Source organism: Chryseobacterium endophyticum (assembly GCF_056333165.1).
This window is the reverse complement of record NZ_JBWGXE010000005.1, coordinates 124312-143460: the sequence shown is the minus strand read 5'-3', so window position 1 is coordinate 143460 and position 19149 is coordinate 124312. Positions and strand designations below refer to the sequence as shown.

Here is a 19149-nt window from a genome sequence, read left to right as displayed (position 1 = left end):
CACGAAATTTTGTTAATGTAAATTTATGAATTTATACTTGAAAACTCATCTAAAAAATACTTCTCTTGCTCTTAGATTCGTATTGTCCGCCGGAGTTCTTTATTCCTGCGCAACATATAACGTAAAAAAGGGTAAAAACTTATCTGAAGTCAGCAATTCTGATATCAAACCGGAAACTGATTTTAAAATTTTCCTGGTAGGAGATGCAGGAAATGCAGATGAGCTTCAGTCTCAAAATACGTTACGCTTGTTGAAAAGCCAGCTGGAAACCGCCGGCAGCAATTCGATGCTAATTTTTTTAGGAGATAATATTTATCCGAAAGGAATGCCCGATCCCTCCGATAAAAATTATGAGCAGGCAAAGAAAAAGCTCGAAGATCAGCTTTCGATTGTAAAAAACTTTAAAGGCAGAACACTGGTTATTCCAGGAAACCATGACTGGTACAACGGTTTGGACGGAATGAAAGCACAGGAAGATTTTGTAAAGAATTATTTTAATGATAAAAAAGCTTTTCTTCCCAAAAATACCTGCCCGATCGACGATATCAATTTAACAAAAGACATAAAACTCATTGTCATCGATTCGGAATGGGCACTTTTAAACTGGGACAAACATCCCGGAATCAATAAAAACTGTGACATTAAAACCCGTGAAGATTTTTTCGAGGAATTTAAAGACCTCATTACTAAAAATCAGGACAAGCAGATCATTGTAGCGCTCCATCATCCTGTGATCAGCAGCGGGACGCATGCCGGGTACAGTTCGGCAAAATCCCATCTTTTTCCCCTGAAAAGTAAAATTCCCGCTCCGGGGGTTGCGAGTCTTATCAATGTGGTAAGAAGCTCGTCGGGCGCCAACCCGGAAGACATCAACAATCAGCATTATGCGGATCTGGCCAACAGGCTAAAAAGCATCGTCCAGGAGAAAGAAAACATTATTTTTGTTTCGGGGCACGATCACAATCTGCAGTACCACGAAGCAAGAAATATCCGGCAGATCGTCAGCGGCGCCGGTTCAAAGGTAGATCCCGCATCGATCGGCGAAAAAACAGACTTTTCGTACGGAGGAAGCGGATTTGCCGTGTTAAATATGAGAAAGGACAAAAGTGCCGATGTGGAATATTTTTCGACAAGAGACAACGCTCTGGAAAAACTTTCGCATATACAAGTAACCGAAAAGCCTGCGGATTTTGTCAATAATTATCCCGATTCTTTTCCTTCTACCATCACTTCTACTATTTATCCTAAAAAATTAACCGAAAAAAGAAAATTTTACAGATGGCTTTGGGGTGAGCATTACCGGAAATATTACGGCATGCCCATTGAAGCCCCGACAGCAAATATTTCAACACTGGATGGCGGATATATCCCTTTCAGAGAAGGAGGAGGAAACCAGTCAAACAGCCTGAGGTTAAAAGCAAAAGACGGACAGGAATTTGTGATGCGAGGCATTAAAAAAAGCGCTGTCCGGTTCCTTAATAATATGGCTTTTAAGAAAAGTACTTTCGGCAATGAACTGAACAATACCTTTCCGGAAAAATTTCTGCTTGATTTTTATACAACCAACCATCCTTTCACACCTTTTGCCATCGGAAATATGTCGGACAAGCTGAATCTTTACCACAGCAACCCGAGATTATATTATATTCCGAAACAAAAAGCGCTGGGAGAATACAATATGCATTACGGCGATGAAATGTATATGATCGAAGAGCGGTTTTCTTCAGATCCTAAGACCCTCGCCTCACTGGATAATGCAACAGATATTGTTTCAACGGATGATGTACTTAAGAATTTTAATCAGAATTATAAATATTCGGTAGACCAGGAAACGTATATCAGGGCCAGGCTTTTTGATATGCTGATCGGCGACTGGGACCGGCATTCCGACCAGTGGAAATGGGCAGAATATAAGGATGGTGATAAGGTCGTTTACAAGCCGATTCCTCGTGACAGAGATCAGGCATTCAGTAAATATGACGGCAATGCCTTCAAAATTATCATGAATATCCCTGCGATCCGCCACATGAAAACATTTAAAGATGATATCCGAAGCGTAAAATGGCTCGCCATGGAACCTTATCCGCTCGATCTTATTTTCCTGAAAGGAGCCACTGAAGAACAATGGCTAGCCCAGGCCAAATATATCCAGGAACATCTTACGGACGAAGACATCGACAATGCCTTCAACAATCTGCCGAAAGAAGTGCAGGACGCTACCATCGCCGATATCCAGAGAAAACTCAAAGCAAGAAAAACGAAACTTGAAACCTACGCTTCGCAGTATTACGATGTGCTTCAGAAGAAAGTTCCGCTGGCCGGTACGGTAAACCCGGACAAATTTGTCATTACGAAAAACGGGAATTCCGTTAATGTAAAACAATATAAATTAGATAAAAAACAGGAAAATCCTGAGCTGGTTTTTGAAAAAACATACGAAGATTCCAAAACAAAGGAGCTCTGGATTTACGGGCTGGAAGATGATGACATCTATGAAGTTTCCGGTGATGGAAAACCAAAGATGAACATTCGTCTGATAGGAGGATACAATCATGATACTTATAATGTAGCCGATGGCAGAAAGGTAAAGATCTATGATTTTAAGTCACAGAAAAACACCTACAATACCCACGGAGCCACCAAAGATATTTCCGATGACTACGACATTAATACCTACAATTACAAACATCCGAAATACAACTTCTTTGCTGGTTATCCGAATGCCAATTTTAATCCGGATGATGGTGTCATCCTAGGCGTAGTGGCCAACTACACGGTCAATAATTTCATCCGCGCACCTTTTACCCAGAAACACAGCCTGCGGGCCAATGTATACACGGCAACGGGAGGCTTTAACCTGGGATACAAAGGAATCTTCAAAAAAGCCGTCGGAAGCTGGGATGCCGGCATCGATGCCAATTATACGACGCCGTTTTTTGCCAGGACATTCTTCGGCCTGGGGAATGAAAGCGTGTACGATAAAGAAAATGTTGACAGGGATTATAACCGCGTACGTATTTCTCAGTTTCAATTTGCGCCATCGCTGTCCACAACGAGCTGGTATAACCTTAAACATCAGTTTCAGCTGACCTTTGACCATGCGAAAGTACAGAGGAATGACAACCGTTTCGTAGCCGTTTCTCCGGATGTGAATCCCGAAGTTTTTAACGGTCAGCAGTTTGCGGGAGCCAATTATACCTTCAGTTTTAAAAACCTGGACAACAGCGCTTTCCCTACTCTGGGAATGGAACTTGCTCTGAAAGCAGGCTGGAAAGCCAATATCTCCGAGTTTGACCAGAATTTCGCAACATTTCAGGGTACCTTGAACGTATTTCACCGGATTGATAAGCGGGGGCGGTTTGTATTGGCCAACTCCACCAATGCCATGCTCATCAACAACAACAATTTTGAATTTTACCAGGCTGCCGCAATAGGCGGAAATAATGCCATGCGTGCTTACAGGAACGAAAGATTTGCCGGGAAATCTTATGTTGTCAACAATGCCGAAATACGATGGGATTTCGGAAGGGTTAAAAACAATATTGCTCCCGCCAATATGGGAATTCTTGTCGGATATGACCTTGGAAGAGTGTGGATGGACCGTGAATCGTCCGACAAATGGCATCAGGGTGTAGGGGCAGGATTCTGGCTGAATATCCTTGAAATGTTTTCGGCAAGACTTGATTATTTCACGGGTGAAGACGGGGGTAGAATTTCTGGTGGTGTGGGACTTGCGTTCTGATTTATGGGCAGTAGACAATAGGCAGTAGGCAGTAGGCAAATTTATATCTATACAAAGGTTCTCACAAACAAAATATGAATGATTAATTTCAACGCAAAGGTCTTGTATTAATCCTGTATATTTTAAGTAAGCCAAGCATTAATCAGCAGGCTGATTGATGAAGCGTCTGTTTAAGCTTCGCGAAGCTAATTTATTTTCCTTTACCTTCTGAAATCAACGGTATGAAAAATTCATCTTCGTTGAAAAATTTCCGCAGTTAACATCAACGGTTGGATTTTATTTCAAATTAAACCGATACACGTTTCCTCCGGTTTTTTTATCCTTTTCATCGGCGATCAGCAATGTTTTGTCACCTACAAAAGTAATGGCTTCTTTTTGGGAATTATGGTCTAAAGATATTTTCTGAATCCTGGCTGAATTAAAATCATTTTCCGTAAAACCTGTGAGAATCTGAACATTCTTATGGTTCAGCAAAACAATTTTATTTTCCGTACTGTTGATCGCTGCTGAAGTAATGGCTGCATCGCTGTATCCTCCCTGAAGCTTTAATTTACCTATTAATTTCGCTTCAAAATCGCCGGCTTTATTAGGCACTTTAAAAACGAGGAAAGTTCCGTCAAAACCTTTGCTTCTGTTTTTGGTGAAGAGGTAAAAATTTCCTTTCATCGCTACAAAAGCTTCGCAGTCGTAAAGCCAGTTGGATTTCTTAGGCGGAAATTCGGTTTGTCCCTCGTAATGAAACGTTGTCGTTTGGGTAACGTTGGTCGTCTTTTGAGCAGCGTCTTTTAAATCAACTTTTAAAATGGATAAATTGCGCCGGTCGTTATCATTATTTCCAAAATCGCCGATGTACATATTTCCCTGAGTATCGGCCGTTATATCTTCCCAGTCGTGGTTTTCAGCATTTGTTACCAGCACGTCGGCAATTGGGTTTCCCTGCCTGTCAAGACCATAAATAACGTTCTTGTTTCCCTGGTCTTCGATCGCCCAGATCGTTTCCTTATCTTTGGACAAAGCGATTCCGGAGACTTCCTTAAGTTTTTTAGGCAAAGCAAATTCTACTTCCAGGCCGGCTGTTTTGGGTGAATCCTGAGCCTTGGGATTGCAGTTCAGCATAAGAAATGAAGATAAAACAAGAACTCGTAGCATAATTTATTTTTTTAATTTTTTAAACTGAAAATAGGAAAACCTGATATTCTTCTCTAAATTATTAATCATCTGCTGATGATGAAGAAAAAATCCCGCGGCCAGACCAATCAGACTTCCTATAATTGTGTCGATTAATCTTGCATGCATCAAATCTTCAACATTGTGGTGAACCAGACTGCCGGTTTCTGCCAGAAGAATGGTAAGAGGGGTGATGAATGCCACTGCAAAGCCGTAATTTCTTACAATCAACAACTCAATAATGAATTGCAGGATGGTAATAATCACGATCATGACAATCTTTTCCGGGTTAAACAAAAGGATTATCCACGCAAAGCCAATTCCGATAAAAGTTCCCAGGATGCGGTGCATATTCCTTTGGCGTACATGCTCGAAATTCCGTCCCTGGACAATGGCTACTGCTGCAATAGAGATCCAATAGGTATTGTTAAATTGTAAAAGATGTCCGATGATCAGGGTTAACGCCATAAAAAAGCCAATGACCGTGCTTTCTACAAATTTGGTATATCGTCTTTTACTGAACGTTCTTCTCGGAAAAGTAATCACTTCGCTCTTCTCAATGAAAACCGAATACAAAAACGCGAATGAACACGACAGAATAGCCCCCATTGCCACAAGGCCCACCCTGGTAGGAATCATTTCCAGATCAAACTTATAGGTGCTTGCCATCGCCGCTACCATGATAAAGAAAAAATTTCCGGGCGGCGGAATTTTGTAGTAAGAAGAGATAAAATGTGCCAGAAAAGCAATAATGCCCAATGACAATGCCGCAGCATACGCATTAAATCCGAAAAAAGAACTTACCGAAAACGAAAAAACAATTCCGAACGCACAAACTGCCAGGTGAATCATTCGCTGATTGATCGGCGCAGAAGTGAAATATAAGATCGTTAATGCTCCCAAGCTGGAAAGCGCTCCATAATTAGGTTTCCCTGAAAAATAACCGATAAACAGGCAGCTGCCAATACAAAGGGCTGCAAGAAAAGGAAAATGCCATTTGCGCTCTGTTTTTTTAAACTCCAACAGATACTGAAATCGGTGATGGATGGGATTCTGCACCTTCATTTTTATTGGAGTTGTTTGGCTTTTTCCCACAAAACATCCATTTCCTCCAGTGACATTTCTGCTAATTTTAAATTTTGTTCAGCAGCTAAATGTTCCATTTTCTGGAATCTTGAGATAAATTTTAAGTTGGTTCTTTCAAGCGCAGAATCCGGGTTGATCCCTGAAATTCTTGCATAATTGATCAGGGAAAAAAATACATCTCCCAATTCCTGTTCCTTCTTCTCAGGATCGGTTTCCTCGTGAAATTCCCGGATTTCTTCATCTACTTTTTTCCATGCATCTTCCGCATCGTGAAATTCAAACCCGATTCCCTTTACCTTATCCTGAATACGATAAGCTTTTACCATGCTCGGAAGACTTTTCGGAACGCCGCCAAGAATGGACTTGTTGCCTTCTTTCAGTTTCAGCTTTTCCCAGTTTTGCTTGACTTCTTCTTCGTCTTTTACTTCGGTATCTCCATAGATATGGGGATGACGGAAGATCAGTTTTTCGTTTAAGGAATTGATGACATCCGCAATGTCGAAACTTTCTTTTTCGGAACCTATTTTGGCATAAAAAACCAGATGCAGCAATACATCGCCGAGTTCTTTTTTAATTTCCTGTAAATCATTCTGAAGGATCGCATCTGACAGCTCGTACGTTTCTTCCAGTGTTAAATGCCGAAGGGATTCCAGCGTTTGTTTCTGATCCCACGGGCATTTTTCGCGCAGGTCGTCCATAATATCCAGTAATCTTCCGAAAGCTTCCAGCTTTTCCTGTTTCGTATTCATAGTTTGGGAATTCAAAGTAGTACAAATTTACGGGAAATATTCTGTTTGGTTCTTTTGTGGTTAAAATTTTAACCGCAGATGGGCACTGATTTTCACGCATGGAGGCATCGCTTCTGAAACCGGAACACAAAGTTCGCAAAGAAGATGTTCCTGCATGCTGTTGAAAGGTTCACAGAGGCGTTCTACTTATAAGAGACCACTAAGTCCGGCTTCACGACAATTAGTTAAGCTATTGGACGGTTCTTTCTGAAGGCAATGTTATATAAAAATGATCTGCAAAAACTTGCCACAACGTTTATCATTCCCGAAGGGAATCTCAACATCGTATTAGAGATTGGAACGATTCGGGTCTGGATTCCTACGGAATGACAAATATCACGCATTAATTTAGGGATCGCTTTTGCAACACAATTGATCTGCAAAAACCCACTACACCGTTTGTCATTCCCGCAGGGAATCTCCACATCGTATGAGAGATTCGCATGGAACGATTCGCGTCTGGAATCCTAGTGAATGACAAATCTCACGCATTAATTTACGGGATCGCTTTTGCACCACAATTGATCTGCAAAAACTCACCACAACGTTTGTCATTCCCGAAAGGAATCTCCACATAGTATTAGAGATTCGTATGGAAAAAATTCGCATCCAGATTTCCTGCGGAAAGACAAATATCACGCATTAATTTAGGGATCGCTTTTGCAACACAATTAATCTGCAAAAACCCACCACAACATTTGTCATTCCCAAAGGGAATCTCAACATCGTAGGAGAGATTCGCATGGAAAAATTCGCGTCTGGATTCCTAGTGAATGACAAATATCACGCATTAATTTAGGGATCGCTTTTGCAACACAATTGATCTGCAAAAACTCACCACAACGTTTGTCATTCCCGCAGGGAATCTCAACATAGTATTAGAGATTCGCATGGAAAAATTCGCGTGTGGATTCGTAGTGAATGACAAATATCACGCATTAATTTAGGGATCGCTTTTGCAACACAATTGATCTGCAAAAACCCACCACAACGTTTGTCATTCCCGAAGGGAATCTCCACATCGTATGAGAGATTCGCATGGAAAAATTCGCGTCCAGATTCCTACGGAATGACAAATATCACGCATTAATTTAGGGATCGCTTTTGCGGTAAAATCTAAACAATCACTTTCCGGCTGTGGCACTCTCCACGATCAACCATGCGGCATCCAGCATTTTCATGAGCTGGAGGTACGGAATGATGATGCTCTTTCCCTCGTCGCACCGGGAATTTCCCAGCGAGAAATACACCATCGCCGACAGAAACCCATCGAATTCTTCCAGGCTGCAGGCCTTGAAAGCGTTCTGAAACACCCGCACCGGATCCCGGTATTCTTCCTCCGAAAGGGAGCCCGTCATTGTTTTGGGAAAGTTGGAATCTGAAGAAATCTTAAACTTTCCATTCTTTGCTTTCCCCCCGATCAGACGGGCGGCCCGGGCCAGCGAACGCAGCGACAGGTACAAATGGAAAACTTCGGCGGGATCTTTCGTGATCCGGACATTCTTTTGTACCGAACACTGCATCATCATGCTGAGGGTTTCCTTTACTTCCGCCAGGCTGTTGAACTGGAAGAAGGTTTCCAGCAAACCCACCGCGGAATGTTTCCGGGTGCCGGACCAGAACCGGGCTTCAAAGTCTGTCTTTTTCTTTTTCATGATTCTGTTTTTTTAGGATTATGGACGGCCATCGTTCAGAGAATAGCTTTCCCGAGGGATGCCGGAATTTTATTTTCGTGTCAATCTTCGTTGTCAGGGAATACCGGAGACGGCCTGCCTGGTGGCAGACCATTACCGGATGTAAAGAATAACAAAACAATTATGCACAGGAAGACCCTGTTCATTTCTTAAATTCCTTTCGGGATGAAAATAATTTGGAAAATTGACAGAAAGCCAGTACTTTTAAGGGACGAGTTTAGCGTACTTCGGCATTCTTTTGCGCTTAAAGGAATTTCGGAGTTCGGCGGTTTTTGATTGCGGCTATGCCCCGCCTTCCTGCACTTGCGGGCAGTTTCGGTATAGCGTGTTATCGGTGATGCGGCGGGAACCGGTTATTCCGGAGGGCCCATGAGCGGAAGGGTTGAAAATTTATTTTTCATCATTTGTTTTTTATGAAAGCTCTCCTAAAGCCACCGTAAAAATCACGCCCTGCCGTCCGAAAAGTGAGGAACTTTTCGGCAACCATTTCCATTACGGAAATCGTCACGTCGACTCGGATGCGTCTTTTTAATGGTCTTTGGAGACTGTTGTTAAGTTGCTGATACAAATATAAGAATAATTTTTAATACACCAATATATAGGTGTAATATTTTTTTTGAAAATATGACCAAAACTTTCGTGTTTGAAACGACTCAATTCGATTATGACCTTATTAATCATGTCAAAAAGTTAAGAATTGAAAAAGGATTGTCTCAGGAAAAATTAAGCTTAGAAATGGGCTTAGCGAGAAGTTTTGTTGGTAATGTTGAAAATATAAAAGAAAATCATAAATATTCCACCCGCCACATTTCTTTGCTAGCCAAAGCTTTCGGCTACAAAAATATTTCTGAAATGATGGACTTCCCTACTCCGCAATATGACCGAATTAAAGTCACCGTGAAGCAGGTTTATAATGAGAGTGGAACGAAGGTGATGGAAAGTGAGGTGTTGGGGATTGAGGGGATTGAATAGAAAAAACTTCTGAGTTTTCAGGAGTTTTTGTTGATCTATCCGCAAAATATAATAGCAATAATTTTAAGATTACATTTTATTTCGCATATTTATGTTCCTATTACTTAAACCGAATTTCTCAAATTTGTACCTAATAAATCTGGAATACCTATCTTCGTGGGTAGATAAGACAATTTGTTGGTTTGAGAAATTATATTTTAAAAGCTCTACCAATGAATGAGCATTAATTTCATCCAATGTTTGTAACGGATCATCAATAAAAATTATTCCAAGTTTTGATTGATTAAAGACTTTGTTTAATACTAGCATTAATGAAATAACTGTTGCTGAAAGCTGACCAGAACTTAAAGTAAAAGCAACTTCCTGATCTTTATAACAAGGAGTTATATACAACTGCTTTTGTCTCTCCATGTCAAACTCAATATTTAGACCTGAACCTAAACTGTGATTCTGCAATATTTTACCTGTGTATATATGAAAAGGTATTTTAATTTTTTCTACTATTCTATTAGTATATTCTTTAATTTGTGTTTCTACTTTCTTTGACAAATTATTTATTTTAGCAAAGGCAGACTCTAATTTTCTTAATTTTTCTTGTCTTAAAGTGATATTATGGCTGATAGAATTATAAAAATCCCATTGGATATATTTACGTTTATTTTCTATTAGATTTGCTGAAATAGATCTCAATTCTTGTAAGTCGCCTTCAAAATAAAAGTCAAAATCATTTTTAATAGTAGTCTGATCTAAACTACTATCAATTAATGGACGATGATCATTAATCAGTTGTATTGTTTTTTCTTTTATATTTGTTAAATCATCTATAGAACGATGATTAATCCAATTTAAAATTCCATTTTGAGCACTTTCATTGAATAGAAGTAAAAATTCTTTAAATTGATTCTCTCTAGTACGATAATCTAATATTTGAGAATAAAAATCAGCTTCAATCAGCTTACTCCTTTCTTCCAATAAATTTTGATTTTCAGAAAGTAAAGAAGACTTTATAGTATTTAAAATTGTTTCATTGAATTGCTTTTTTATCCTTTCATATTCTGCATTACTGTCTAAGTAAGATTTAAAAATTTTTGACTCGGTTTCTTCTATGTGTTTGATTAATTCTTCATATGATCCCCAGTCATATCCGCAAGTAGGACATTCACTATCTTCAATTTTTATAATAGTTCTATGTTTTGAATTTATTTCTAATAATTCTTCACGCTTTTCTTTCAATTCGGATAAAACCCTATTGTCAACAGATAGATTTTCTTCCATTGACAAAATTGTATTAAGTGAAGTTCTATAAGAAGCTAGATATTCATTTAAAACATCTTTTTGAAAAATAAAGTCTGTTGTATTCTTATCGTTAAGTCTCTTATAGTCTAATTTTTCAATCAGCTCAAGAATACTGGAGTTCCTTTGAAAAGTCCGATTTATTGCTATTGTTCTGTCATATTCTGCTTGTATTATTTCAAAATTAGTAACTCCCCAATAGTATTTTATAAATATATCAATAGAATTTGTATTAAGGAAAGAACTAATTTTTTGGTTATTAATAACATTCTCAATGGACTCTTTGTGAAGAATCAAATAATTTAGCTTATCTAACTCTGTAAGATACTGTTGATGGATGTCAGAATCTGTATTTTTTATTTCTTCTTTATCCCAATCTAAGCCTTTAGCAGTTATAAGCCTACTGAAGACAACGTCAGAAGCGCTTTCTGAGATTGTATCTAAATTGTTTTTTTGGAATTGTTCTATCTCATTTCTGTAGATAGTCATTTTATTTTCAATCTGAGACCTGAAACTTTTGAGTTTAGATAAAAGCAGTCGTTCTTCTTCTCCACCTAATAATGATTCTAAAGTATTATACCTGTCTTTAGGATTTTCTTTTAAAAAATAGGTATTTTCATCTTGTTCTACATAATTCAATAAATTAAACAATGAGTAAATATCCTTAAAGTCAAGCAATTGCTCTAAATCATTATATTCAGTTTCTGCATCATTAACATAAAATATTGAAGAAGAAAAAATCTGCCCAATATTATTACCTCTTGAAAAATAATCATTTGCTGCAGGAAATTCTCTCTTAATTTCCAGTTGATTTCCTTCATTATCCTTTAGAACGATAGAAATTTCTATTTTAGAATTATTTACTTTATGGATAGGACTATCTTTAAACGCATAGTTTTTATTTAAAAAAGGCGTTCTGACCTTTCTAGGGGTCTCGGCAAACAATATCTCAATGGCTTCAAAACAAGTGGTTTTTCCATAACCATTTGGTCCATCATAAACAATTAAATTATTACCATCAAAATTAAATTCTGATTCGGTAATACATTTAAAATTTTTAATATACAGACTTGATATTTTATACTTGTTCATCATCAGCTATTTGAAATTGTGAAATAAAAGTTTCAATATCTACACTATCAGAATAGTTATCATTAATGTTTTGTAGCAAAGTTTTCTCGTTCTCTGTCAAATCCGTTTCTAAAAGTTCTGCAATGGTAGTCAGTCCAAAACTATCACTATGATAATTTAAAAAAGGAAGTTTAATAAAAAGATTCATTAACAATTGATACCAACTTTCATCTTTGTTGTTAATGATTTCAGAGTTCTCTAATGCTATTTTGTTTAATTTTTCATTTAAATTATCCGATGTTATACCCCCTAATTTCTTATTTAATAATTCAAAATCTGAGTTGAGATACGGTAAAATATACTTTTTAGCAATTTTATAATCTTCCTCTATTTTATGTATTTGCTTTAAAATGTCTTCATTTTCTAATGTTTCTAATTGTACTGCAACAATGCAGGAAAGATTAAAGTCAATGAATCTATTTCTAAAAACATCTATGTTAGAATATTCTTTGACGCTATCTAAATAGGCATTTATCCCTAAATCAATATCATTGCTGTTTTCCTCCAGCTCAAGTTGACGTAATAAATTTTGATATTCTGAAGATATTATGATATAAAAATCGTCCTTATCCTCAAAATATAATACCGTAGGGTTTAGTTTTCCATCATTTAATTCTAAAGACTTTAGATGATTATTTTCTGCAATATTTTCAATTAAATTTTTCATGAATTGAGATCAGTTATAGTTTCAGATAGCTTTTTTAATCCAAAATTTTTAATAGGATCTGTAATATTTATAGAGGGGGCTGAAAAAGTATCAGGAACATCAGTAATATTCCTTCTAAGATCCGCTACAATGCTTTTATCTAACGTCACATGATCTGTAACTATATAATCAGCATCTGTTAAATTATTTTCCTGAATATTTTTAAAATAGCCTTGTAGCTTTATTTTATCAGGATTAGTTGGAGGATCACTAATATTGTGGCTTATAAGGGATAACTGATATTTTTCCTTATTATGATTATAAATAAGGTTTTCATAATCAGGTGCTTGAATAATTCCCTCTATTGCTTTTGTAATAATATTATTTATAGAGTCCGTATTCATATAAGAAATCGAATTTACTCGTATGTCATCATCACCTAAGGTAACATGGGCGTTAATTCGTTCTTTTACAAGTTTCTTTATGTCATCAAAATCCAGGCGGTCAATACCTTCGTAGCATTCCGTTACTTTTTTACATAATTCAACTTCATTTGGGTTACTCATGTCATAATCAGGAATATGTTCAGATAATTTCTTTAGAAATATTCGTACAGCTGAAAACCAAAAAATATCTTCAGTGTAAGTTAAAGCCGAACTAAGAATCCAGTTTTTAATTTCTGTCAATGGTATAGAGCGAGCGACTTTGGTTCTGTGCCGTAACTTGATTAGGTTGACAATATTATTAAGAAAATAATTTCTTTTTAGTGTAATATCACTCTGATGTGGGTTAGGTTCAGGGAGTAAGCTTTCTATTGCAGTATCAATTTTTGAAGTAATATTTTCAAGAGTATAGACTCCTTGAATAATAGAAAATTTACTAAAATCAATGGTTTTGTATCTGTTGTCAAAAGAAGATAAATCCGATTCATAATCTGAAATTACTTTATCGGTAATTAATGAACAATTAATAGGTTTTACTCTTTTATTAATACTAAATAATGATTGTTTTTTTCTACCGTCATTAGGGTCTTTCAATAAAGTTATAAAATAGTAATACTTGTCAATTAATTCCTTTATGACACCCTTATATTTACTTAATTTGTCGGCATCTTGACTTAAATATGCCTTTACTTGAAACACTTCTAAAATATCAGTCTTTAAAGAAAAATCTTCATCTTGTTCTAATCTCAAACAAAAATCATCAGGAATCGTGTCGCCTAAACTTATAATAGTTTCAATTGCTTTGCATAAAGCAACTTCTCCTTGAAATATATATCCAGACCAACTAGGGGTAGCATCTGTACTCATCAGTTATTTATAAATTATTCATAAAACACAATTATAATTTATTCCTCAAAATAGTAGTTACGGTTTTCCGTAAAATAATTAATTTATCAGATTATCTTCAATGAATTCAAATACTTCGTAAGTTATTCTCCTAACCTCGATATATTCTTCTGTTCCTATATTCGCAAAGGAAAGTTCTTCACATTTTCTATGAAAGTTCTTTAACTCTTTTTTTTGCTTCGAATCTTTAACTAATGGGATTACATTTTGTAATACTACAGATAATTTATTATGTAAGTGATTACTCATTAAATCATCTGCAGTCTTTAATTGAGAATAATATTCTTTAATTGTCATGGATAGAGTTTTAACAAATCTAAAAAAAAATTATGAAGAATTATTAAATAATTACGTCATATAAAATCACTTATTAATATGAATAATTTTTATTAATATTATACTTAGCATAATAGTAAAGTAATTTTCATAGTCAGTTAAGAATTAGTTATAAAAAAACCTCATCAAATCTGATGAGGTTTATATTGTAAAGTAAGATAATTAATTATCCCTGTTTTCTGTGCGTGCTTTTCGGAGCGGCTTTGGCTGCAGAAGTCGCTTTTACTTTTGGAGCGGCTGGCTTTTCAGCTTTTGGGGCTGCTTTTTTAGGCGCTTCTTTTTCTACGTTTACTTCTTCGGTTGCCGGTTCACCATCCAATGTTTCAGGTTCTGCTTTTACGAAGCTTTCCGGCGTGATGTATCCTGCTTTGTGAAGGATGTTGTACCATTGTGCCAGTTTTTTGATATCGGAAGCGTACACTCTTTCGGTATCGTAGTTCGGAAGAGAAGCGGTCATGAATTCTTTCAGCTCAGCTTCAGTGGCTTTGTGGTGGATGGCTTCTTTGTAATCGTAGTTTTTCGCAATATTTTCAAACACTTCGAACAAAGGAACTTCCTTATCAAAGGTAAACATGGCGATGTTATCCAGCAAACTTACCTGGCTGGAATTCCCGATGCTCACTTTCTTCTTGGTCGTAACATCTTCAATGATAAAACCGTTTCTTAATTGAGAAACTAATTTGTAAAGTCCTGGTTTTCCAGAGATTGAAATTATTTTTTCTAACAGCATAATTTTATTTTTTATCAATTCTGCAATCGCTTCCGGCACCTCGGCAAGCTCCGTGCTTGGGCTTTTGCGTTATATTTCTTCTTTTTATTATTTACTTATTTGGGGAATCTCATTTTATAACTGATGCTTACGTCACCCTGGGTAATTTTGGTCAGTTTTCCTTTCACGAGCTTCTTTTTCAGGGCACTCAAATGGTCGGTGAACAGAATTCCTTCGATGTGGTCGTACTCATGCTGGATTACGCGGGCTCTAATATCGGAAAAAGTTTCGGTATGTTTTACGAAATTTTCGTCATAGTATTCAATGACGATGGTTCCTTTCCGCTTCACGTCTTCCCTTACATCCGGAATCGAAAGGCATCCTTCATTGAATTTCCATTCTTCACCGGATTCTTCAAGAATTTGCGCATTGATGAACACTTTCTTAAATTCTGCCAGCTCATCCTTGATGTCTTCATAATCTTCATCTTCCGCCAGCGGGCTTACGTCGATCACGAAAAGGCGGATGTCCAAGCCGATCTGCGGGGCCGCCAGACCGATTCCATTGGCGCTGTACATGGTCTCGAACATGTTTTCTATCAGTTCCTGAAGGTCGGGATAATCCTGGTCTATATCCTTTGCTACTTTTCTTAAAACCGGGTCCCCAAAAGCTCTTATCGGTAAAATCATCTTGTTCTTTGTTCTAAAAAATTCTGCAATATGATGGTTGCACTTACTTTATCTATTAATCCTTTCTCCTGCCGCTGCTTTTTACTTTTCCCGCTTTGGGAAATAAAAAAGGAGGCCATTTTGGAGGTAAATCTCTCATCGAAGCGGTTGACTTTCACGGTCGGAAATTCATTTTTAAAAATTTCGATAAATTTCAGAATATCCGTTTCCACTTCGGAGACATTTCCTTTCAGGTCTACGGGAAGTCCTATCACGACCTCATCTACTTTGTTTTCACTGAAATATTTCTTCAGAAAATCAGTCAGAACAGGAGTCGAAACCGTATCCAGACCACTCGCAATGATCCGCATATCGTCGGTTGCAGCGATGCCGCACCGAGCTTTTCCGTAGTCTATTGCAAGGATTTGTCCCATAGGTTTGCAAATTTAGTAAATTTTAATGATTTTATTCCAAATGCGGTTTTTTATTACGCCCTGCATTGTCAATAGCGGTTTTCGTCTGTTTTACCGCCATGCCTCAAGATAGGGAATACTTGTTTATATGGGGATTGAATAAGGAAATTTCATGCATTTGCACGGTTTTTTTACAAATCATGTTTTATTACGCTAATTTTTTTATAAATTTAATTTTCAAAACAAAATTATGAAGAAACTCATCCTCGTACGACATGCAAAAAGCGACTGGCCGGAAGAAACCGACGACTTCAACAGACCCTTGGCAGACAAGGGGTTGGAAGAAGCGATGCATATGTCTAAATTTATGAAAGACAACAATGTGAGCATCGATTATTTTGTTTCGAGCCCCGCGGTCCGTGCATTGAATACGTGCAGGATCTTCAACCAGTCTTATCAAATCGATCTTACGACGGATGAGAAGCTTTACAATCCTTTGGAAAGCAATTTTGAATCGGTAATCTATAACCTGGACGACAGCCATGAGTCGGTAGCGTTTTTCTCCCACAACAACGGGATCTCCAATTTTGCCAACTCGATTTCCGAAGACATCTTCCACTTCCCGACCTGCGGCGTGGCAGGCTTCGAGATCGACTGCAACTCGTGGTCTGAATTCGACGGGGCCAAAAAAAGGCTGCTGTTTTTTTATGATCCGGGAAAGATAAAATGAAAAGATCCAATGGCTTCGAGAGCCTCAGCCACCGGATATTTTCATCTTACCATGTAAAAAATCAAAGATTTTTAAAAACTTTTGTGTTCTAAAATATGCGCAACACTTTATCCTATAATCTAATATGACTTATGTGTTAAAAGCTTTTGTTACTTTTGTGGTTACATAAAAAGTTCAAAAAACTTACCCCGTAATTTTCGGCTAAAGCCATTTTTCTCCCTTCAAAAACAAAAAGACGGGCTAAAGCCCGTCCCTATTGATAACCATCTTCTAAATGATTTGTTGTAAATTATTTTCTTCTCAAATCCAGATCATCGAAATCAAAGCTGAAATCCGTAACATCGGAAATCGGTTTTAACCTGGCAGACCGGGCTTTTCCGGTTTCGTCATAATCAAAGATGATATAGGCATCGGCATCGTAGCTGCGGTCGTCCCATTTGATGATAAAAGAATTGTTGGAATACGGCAGCAGCTCTCCTTTTAATCTCGGTGAGTTTTTGCACGAGATCCGGTACGTATTTCCCTGCTGGGCAATTTCTACATCCCCAAACCATTTATCGGTATAAATTCCGGCAAACTGCTCCGCTTTCGGCTGAAGGTTTTTATCTTTCCTGAATGCTTCGGATTGTGCGAACGCATCTTTCTTCTGCTTATCGAACATTTCTTCCGTTTTTTTCATCCGGTCACCATAGGTTTTCAGCCAGTTGCGGTCTGCGATCCCGAGATACGAATCTTTTACGGTATTGGTAACGGTATTAAAAGCCGCTCCCGACTGCTGGTTGGTTAAAACCACAATGCCCAGTTTCATATCCGGAATCAGGGTAAATTGTGTAACCGTCCCGATTAATCCGCCGGTGTGTTGAATCTGTTTGTGACCCTTCACATCACTTAAGAACCAGCCCATTCCGTAGCCGTAGAAGCTTGTATCGTATGGGTTCTTTGCTGCTACCGGGCTTGGGATCTGCAAGCTCAAGAGCTGCTGCACGTTTTTATCGGAAACCAGTTTTTTACCGTCTTTGGTCGTAAAATTATTCAGCAGGAATGCTGCCCAGGTCGTCATGTCTTTGATGTTGCTCATAATTCCGCCGGCAGCATTGGCAGTTTCATTCCAGTCGTGGGGAACGGCGATGGCTTTTCCGTCTACCGGAGCGTGGGCATCGATTTTGTTGGCTACGGCTTTTGCCCGGTTGTAGCTTCCGAAACTTGAAGTCATTCCTACAGGTTTCATAATTCTCTGTTCGATAAAATCTGCCCAGTTTAACCCGGAAATTCGGTGGATCACTTCACCCGCTACGATAAACATGATATTGTTGTAATCAAGGGTTGTACGGAAAGGGTTTTCCGGCTTTAAATATCTCACGTTGTAAACAATGTCATTAACGGTTAAGCTTCCGCCTTCCGGGAAGAACATCAGGTCTCCCTGCCCAAGGCCGAGTCCCGCCCTATGGGTCACCAGATCTTTAATGGTAACATTCTGGGAAACGTAAGGATCGTACATCTGGAATTCCGGGATGTATCGGGAAACTTTATCATCCCAGTTCAGCTTTCCTTCATCTGCCAGGATAGCCAGCGCGGTACAGGTAAACCCTTTTGAATTGGATGCGATACCAACAAGGGTATTGTCGTCCATCGGCTGCTTCGTCGTTAAAGACCGTACGCCGAATCCTTTCGAGTAGATCACTTTTCCGTCTTTGATGACGCCGACCGACATTCCCGGAACATCGAATGTTTTTAAGGTGTTCTGAATTAATTCATCCAGCTTTTTCTCCTCCACCTGCGCCTGGGCCATCCCCACCGTCAACAGAAGAAGGAAAAAAGAAAGTTTCTGCTTCATTTTTTTAATTTTTTCAAATTTAATTAAATATTGGATGATGCTGATATAAAAAGTAAATCTTCATAACTTTGCAGGATAAATCATTTTCATGACCAAAATCCTGCTTCTTTCCGATTCCCATTCCTATATCGACGACCGTATTGTAGAATATGCCGGAGAGGCCGATGAAATATGGCACGGCGGTGATTTCGGGAGCATGGAGGTGATTGAGCAGCTTGAAAAAATCAAACCACTGAAAGGCGTGTACGGAAATATCGACAATGCGAAGATCCGTTCGGAATTTCCGGAAGTAAACCGTTTTACCTGTGAAGACGTTGAAGTTCTGATGATCCACATTGGCGGCTATCCCGGGAAATATACGCCGCTGTCCAGACAGGAAATTGCGGAAAAGGCACCGAAATTGTTTATTTCAGGGCATTCCCATATTCTGAAGGTGATGTTTGACCAGAAAAATAATTTGCTGCATCTCAATCCCGGAGCCTGTGGCAAACAGGGATGGCATAAAATGAGAACGATGATGCGTTTTGTCATTGACGGAGCGGAAATCAAGGATCTGGAAGTGATTGAATTGGGACCTAAATTTTAAACACG

Annotated in this window: 17 protein-coding genes; 5 read left to right on the top strand and 12 right to left on the bottom strand. The window is 38.2% G+C overall.

Annotation, left to right across the window (positions count from 1 at the left end; translation table 11 throughout):
- Nucleotides 1-37 precede the first annotated feature (37 nt).
- Nucleotides 38-3742, top strand: coding sequence for a metallophosphoesterase (locus AC0N32_RS12955; protein WP_476394282.1), 3705 nt, complete (start codon nucleotides 38-40; stop codon nucleotides 3740-3742).
- A 276-nt stretch (nucleotides 3743-4018) separates the two neighbouring features.
- Here the strand turns inward: AC0N32_RS12955 and AC0N32_RS12950 are convergent, their stop codons facing one another.
- The 4 genes from AC0N32_RS12950 to AC0N32_RS12935 all read right to left on the bottom strand — a co-directional run bounded on the left by AC0N32_RS12950 (nucleotide 4019) and on the right by AC0N32_RS12935 (nucleotide 8312).
- Nucleotides 4019-4891, bottom strand: coding sequence for a hypothetical protein (locus AC0N32_RS12950; RefSeq protein WP_476394281.1), 873 nt, complete (start codon nucleotides 4889-4891; stop codon nucleotides 4019-4021).
- 3 nt (nucleotides 4892-4894) lie between these two features.
- A complete protein-coding gene (locus AC0N32_RS12945; RefSeq protein ID WP_476394280.1) occupies nucleotides 4895-5974 on the bottom strand; it encodes an FUSC family protein in 1080 nt (359 codons plus the stop codon).
- A gap of 2 nt (nucleotides 5975-5976) precedes the next feature.
- A complete protein-coding gene (gene mazG / locus AC0N32_RS12940; protein ID WP_476394279.1) occupies nucleotides 5977-6744 on the bottom strand; it encodes a nucleoside triphosphate pyrophosphohydrolase in 768 nt (255 codons plus the stop codon).
- A 1163-nt stretch (nucleotides 6745-7907) separates the two neighbouring features.
- Nucleotides 7908-8312, bottom strand: a complete 405-nt coding sequence (locus AC0N32_RS12935; RefSeq protein ID WP_476394278.1) for a hypothetical protein — start codon at nucleotides 8310-8312, stop codon at nucleotides 7908-7910.
- On the opposite strand from AC0N32_RS12935, the gene AC0N32_RS12930 reads away from it, so the two are divergent.
- Together AC0N32_RS12930 and AC0N32_RS12925 are read left to right on the top strand one after the other, a co-directional pair.
- The gene (locus AC0N32_RS12930; RefSeq protein WP_476394277.1) at nucleotides 8289-8630 is read left to right on the top strand and encodes a hypothetical protein; all 342 of its coding nucleotides are present in this window, start codon (nucleotides 8289-8291) and stop codon (nucleotides 8628-8630) included. The two genes, AC0N32_RS12935 and AC0N32_RS12930, sit on opposite strands and share 24 nt — an antisense overlap.
- Before the next feature lie 471 nt (nucleotides 8631-9101).
- Nucleotides 9102-9449 (top strand): helix-turn-helix domain-containing protein, encoded by a 348-nt coding sequence (locus tag AC0N32_RS12925; RefSeq protein ID WP_476394276.1) that lies wholly within the window; start codon nucleotides 9102-9104, stop codon nucleotides 9447-9449.
- 69 nt (nucleotides 9450-9518) lie between these two features.
- Here the strand turns inward: AC0N32_RS12925 and AC0N32_RS12920 are convergent, their stop codons facing one another.
- From AC0N32_RS12920 to ruvX, 7 genes are all read right to left on the bottom strand, one after another.
- Nucleotides 9519-11834 (bottom strand): AAA family ATPase, encoded by a 2316-nt coding sequence (locus AC0N32_RS12920; protein WP_476394275.1) that lies wholly within the window; start codon nucleotides 11832-11834, stop codon nucleotides 9519-9521.
- Entirely contained in the window at nucleotides 11821-12540 is a 720-nt protein-coding gene (locus AC0N32_RS12915; RefSeq protein ID WP_476394274.1) for a hypothetical protein, read from the bottom strand. Before AC0N32_RS12915 ends, AC0N32_RS12920 begins: the two co-directional genes overlap by 14 nt.
- Nucleotides 12537-13829 (bottom strand): ABC-three component system protein, encoded by a 1293-nt coding sequence (locus AC0N32_RS12910; protein WP_476394273.1) that lies wholly within the window; start codon nucleotides 13827-13829, stop codon nucleotides 12537-12539. Before AC0N32_RS12910 ends, AC0N32_RS12915 begins: the two co-directional genes overlap by 4 nt.
- A gap of 78 nt (nucleotides 13830-13907) precedes the next feature.
- Nucleotides 13908-14165: a hypothetical protein gene (locus AC0N32_RS12905; RefSeq protein ID WP_476394272.1), complete on the bottom strand. Its 258-nt coding sequence runs from the start codon at nucleotides 14163-14165 to the stop codon at nucleotides 13908-13910.
- 205 nt (nucleotides 14166-14370) lie between these two features.
- Nucleotides 14371-14934, bottom strand: coding sequence for a DUF5606 family protein (locus AC0N32_RS12900; protein ID WP_374461225.1), 564 nt, complete (start codon nucleotides 14932-14934; stop codon nucleotides 14371-14373).
- A gap of 95 nt (nucleotides 14935-15029) precedes the next feature.
- Nucleotides 15030-15602: a peptide deformylase gene (def, locus tag AC0N32_RS12895; protein ID WP_374461226.1), complete on the bottom strand. Its 573-nt coding sequence runs from the start codon at nucleotides 15600-15602 to the stop codon at nucleotides 15030-15032.
- Entirely contained in the window at nucleotides 15599-16015 is a 417-nt protein-coding gene (gene ruvX / locus AC0N32_RS12890) for a Holliday junction resolvase RuvX (protein WP_476394271.1), read from the bottom strand. The genes def and ruvX overlap by 4 nt, the downstream gene beginning before the upstream one ends.
- Before the next feature lie 229 nt (nucleotides 16016-16244).
- On the opposite strand from ruvX, the gene AC0N32_RS12885 reads away from it, so the two are divergent.
- Entirely contained in the window at nucleotides 16245-16724 is a 480-nt protein-coding gene (locus tag AC0N32_RS12885) for a SixA phosphatase family protein (protein WP_476394270.1), read from the top strand.
- Nucleotides 16725-17013: 289 nt separating this feature from the next.
- On the opposite strand, the gene AC0N32_RS12880 is transcribed toward AC0N32_RS12885, so the two are convergent.
- Nucleotides 17014-18558, bottom strand: coding sequence for a serine hydrolase (locus AC0N32_RS12880; RefSeq protein ID WP_476394269.1), 1545 nt, complete (start codon nucleotides 18556-18558; stop codon nucleotides 17014-17016).
- An 88-nt stretch (nucleotides 18559-18646) separates the two neighbouring features.
- On the opposite strand from AC0N32_RS12880, the gene AC0N32_RS12875 reads away from it, so the two are divergent.
- Entirely contained in the window at nucleotides 18647-19144 is a 498-nt protein-coding gene (locus AC0N32_RS12875) for a metallophosphoesterase family protein (protein ID WP_476394268.1), read from the top strand.
- Nucleotides 19145-19149 lie beyond the last annotated feature (5 nt).

What these genes read in the sequence shown, in the direction of transcription:
- AC0N32_RS12950 (WP_476394281.1), bottom strand. Translation starts at nt 4,891, where the DNA reads ATGCTACGAGTTCTTGTTTTATCTTCATTTCTTATGCTGAACTGCAAT.
- AC0N32_RS12945 (WP_476394280.1), bottom strand. Translation starts at nt 5,974, where the DNA reads ATGAAGGTGCAGAATCCCATCCATCACCGATTTCAGTATCTGTTGGAG.
- mazG (WP_476394279.1), bottom strand. Translation starts at nt 6,744, where the DNA reads ATGAATACGAAACAGGAAAAGCTGGAAGCTTTCGGAAGATTACTGGAT.
- AC0N32_RS12935 (WP_476394278.1), bottom strand. Translation starts at nt 8,312, where the DNA reads ATGATGATGCAGTGTTCGGTACAAAAGAATGTCCGGATCACGAAAGAT.
- AC0N32_RS12925 (WP_476394276.1), top strand. Translation starts at nt 9,102, where the DNA reads ATGACCAAAACTTTCGTGTTTGAAACGACTCAATTCGATTATGACCTT.
- AC0N32_RS12920 (WP_476394275.1), bottom strand. Translation starts at nt 11,834, where the DNA reads ATGAACAAGTATAAAATATCAAGTCTGTATATTAAAAATTTTAAATGT.
- AC0N32_RS12915 (WP_476394274.1), bottom strand. Translation starts at nt 12,540, where the DNA reads ATGAAAAATTTAATTGAAAATATTGCAGAAAATAATCATCTAAAGTCT.
- AC0N32_RS12910 (WP_476394273.1), bottom strand. Translation starts at nt 13,829, where the DNA reads ATGAGTACAGATGCTACCCCTAGTTGGTCTGGATATATATTTCAAGGA.
- AC0N32_RS12905 (WP_476394272.1), bottom strand. Translation starts at nt 14,165, where the DNA reads ATGACAATTAAAGAATATTATTCTCAATTAAAGACTGCAGATGATTTA.
- AC0N32_RS12900 (WP_374461225.1), bottom strand. Translation starts at nt 14,934, where the DNA reads ATGCTGTTAGAAAAAATAATTTCAATCTCTGGAAAACCAGGACTTTAC.
- def (WP_374461226.1), bottom strand. Translation starts at nt 15,602, where the DNA reads ATGATTTTACCGATAAGAGCTTTTGGGGACCCGGTTTTAAGAAAAGTA.
- ruvX (WP_476394271.1), bottom strand. Translation starts at nt 16,015, where the DNA reads ATGGGACAAATCCTTGCAATAGACTACGGAAAAGCTCGGTGCGGCATC.
- AC0N32_RS12885 (WP_476394270.1), top strand. Translation starts at nt 16,245, where the DNA reads ATGAAGAAACTCATCCTCGTACGACATGCAAAAAGCGACTGGCCGGAA.
- AC0N32_RS12880 (WP_476394269.1), bottom strand. Translation starts at nt 18,558, where the DNA reads ATGAAGCAGAAACTTTCTTTTTTCCTTCTTCTGTTGACGGTGGGGATG.
- AC0N32_RS12875 (WP_476394268.1), top strand. Translation starts at nt 18,647, where the DNA reads ATGACCAAAATCCTGCTTCTTTCCGATTCCCATTCCTATATCGACGAC.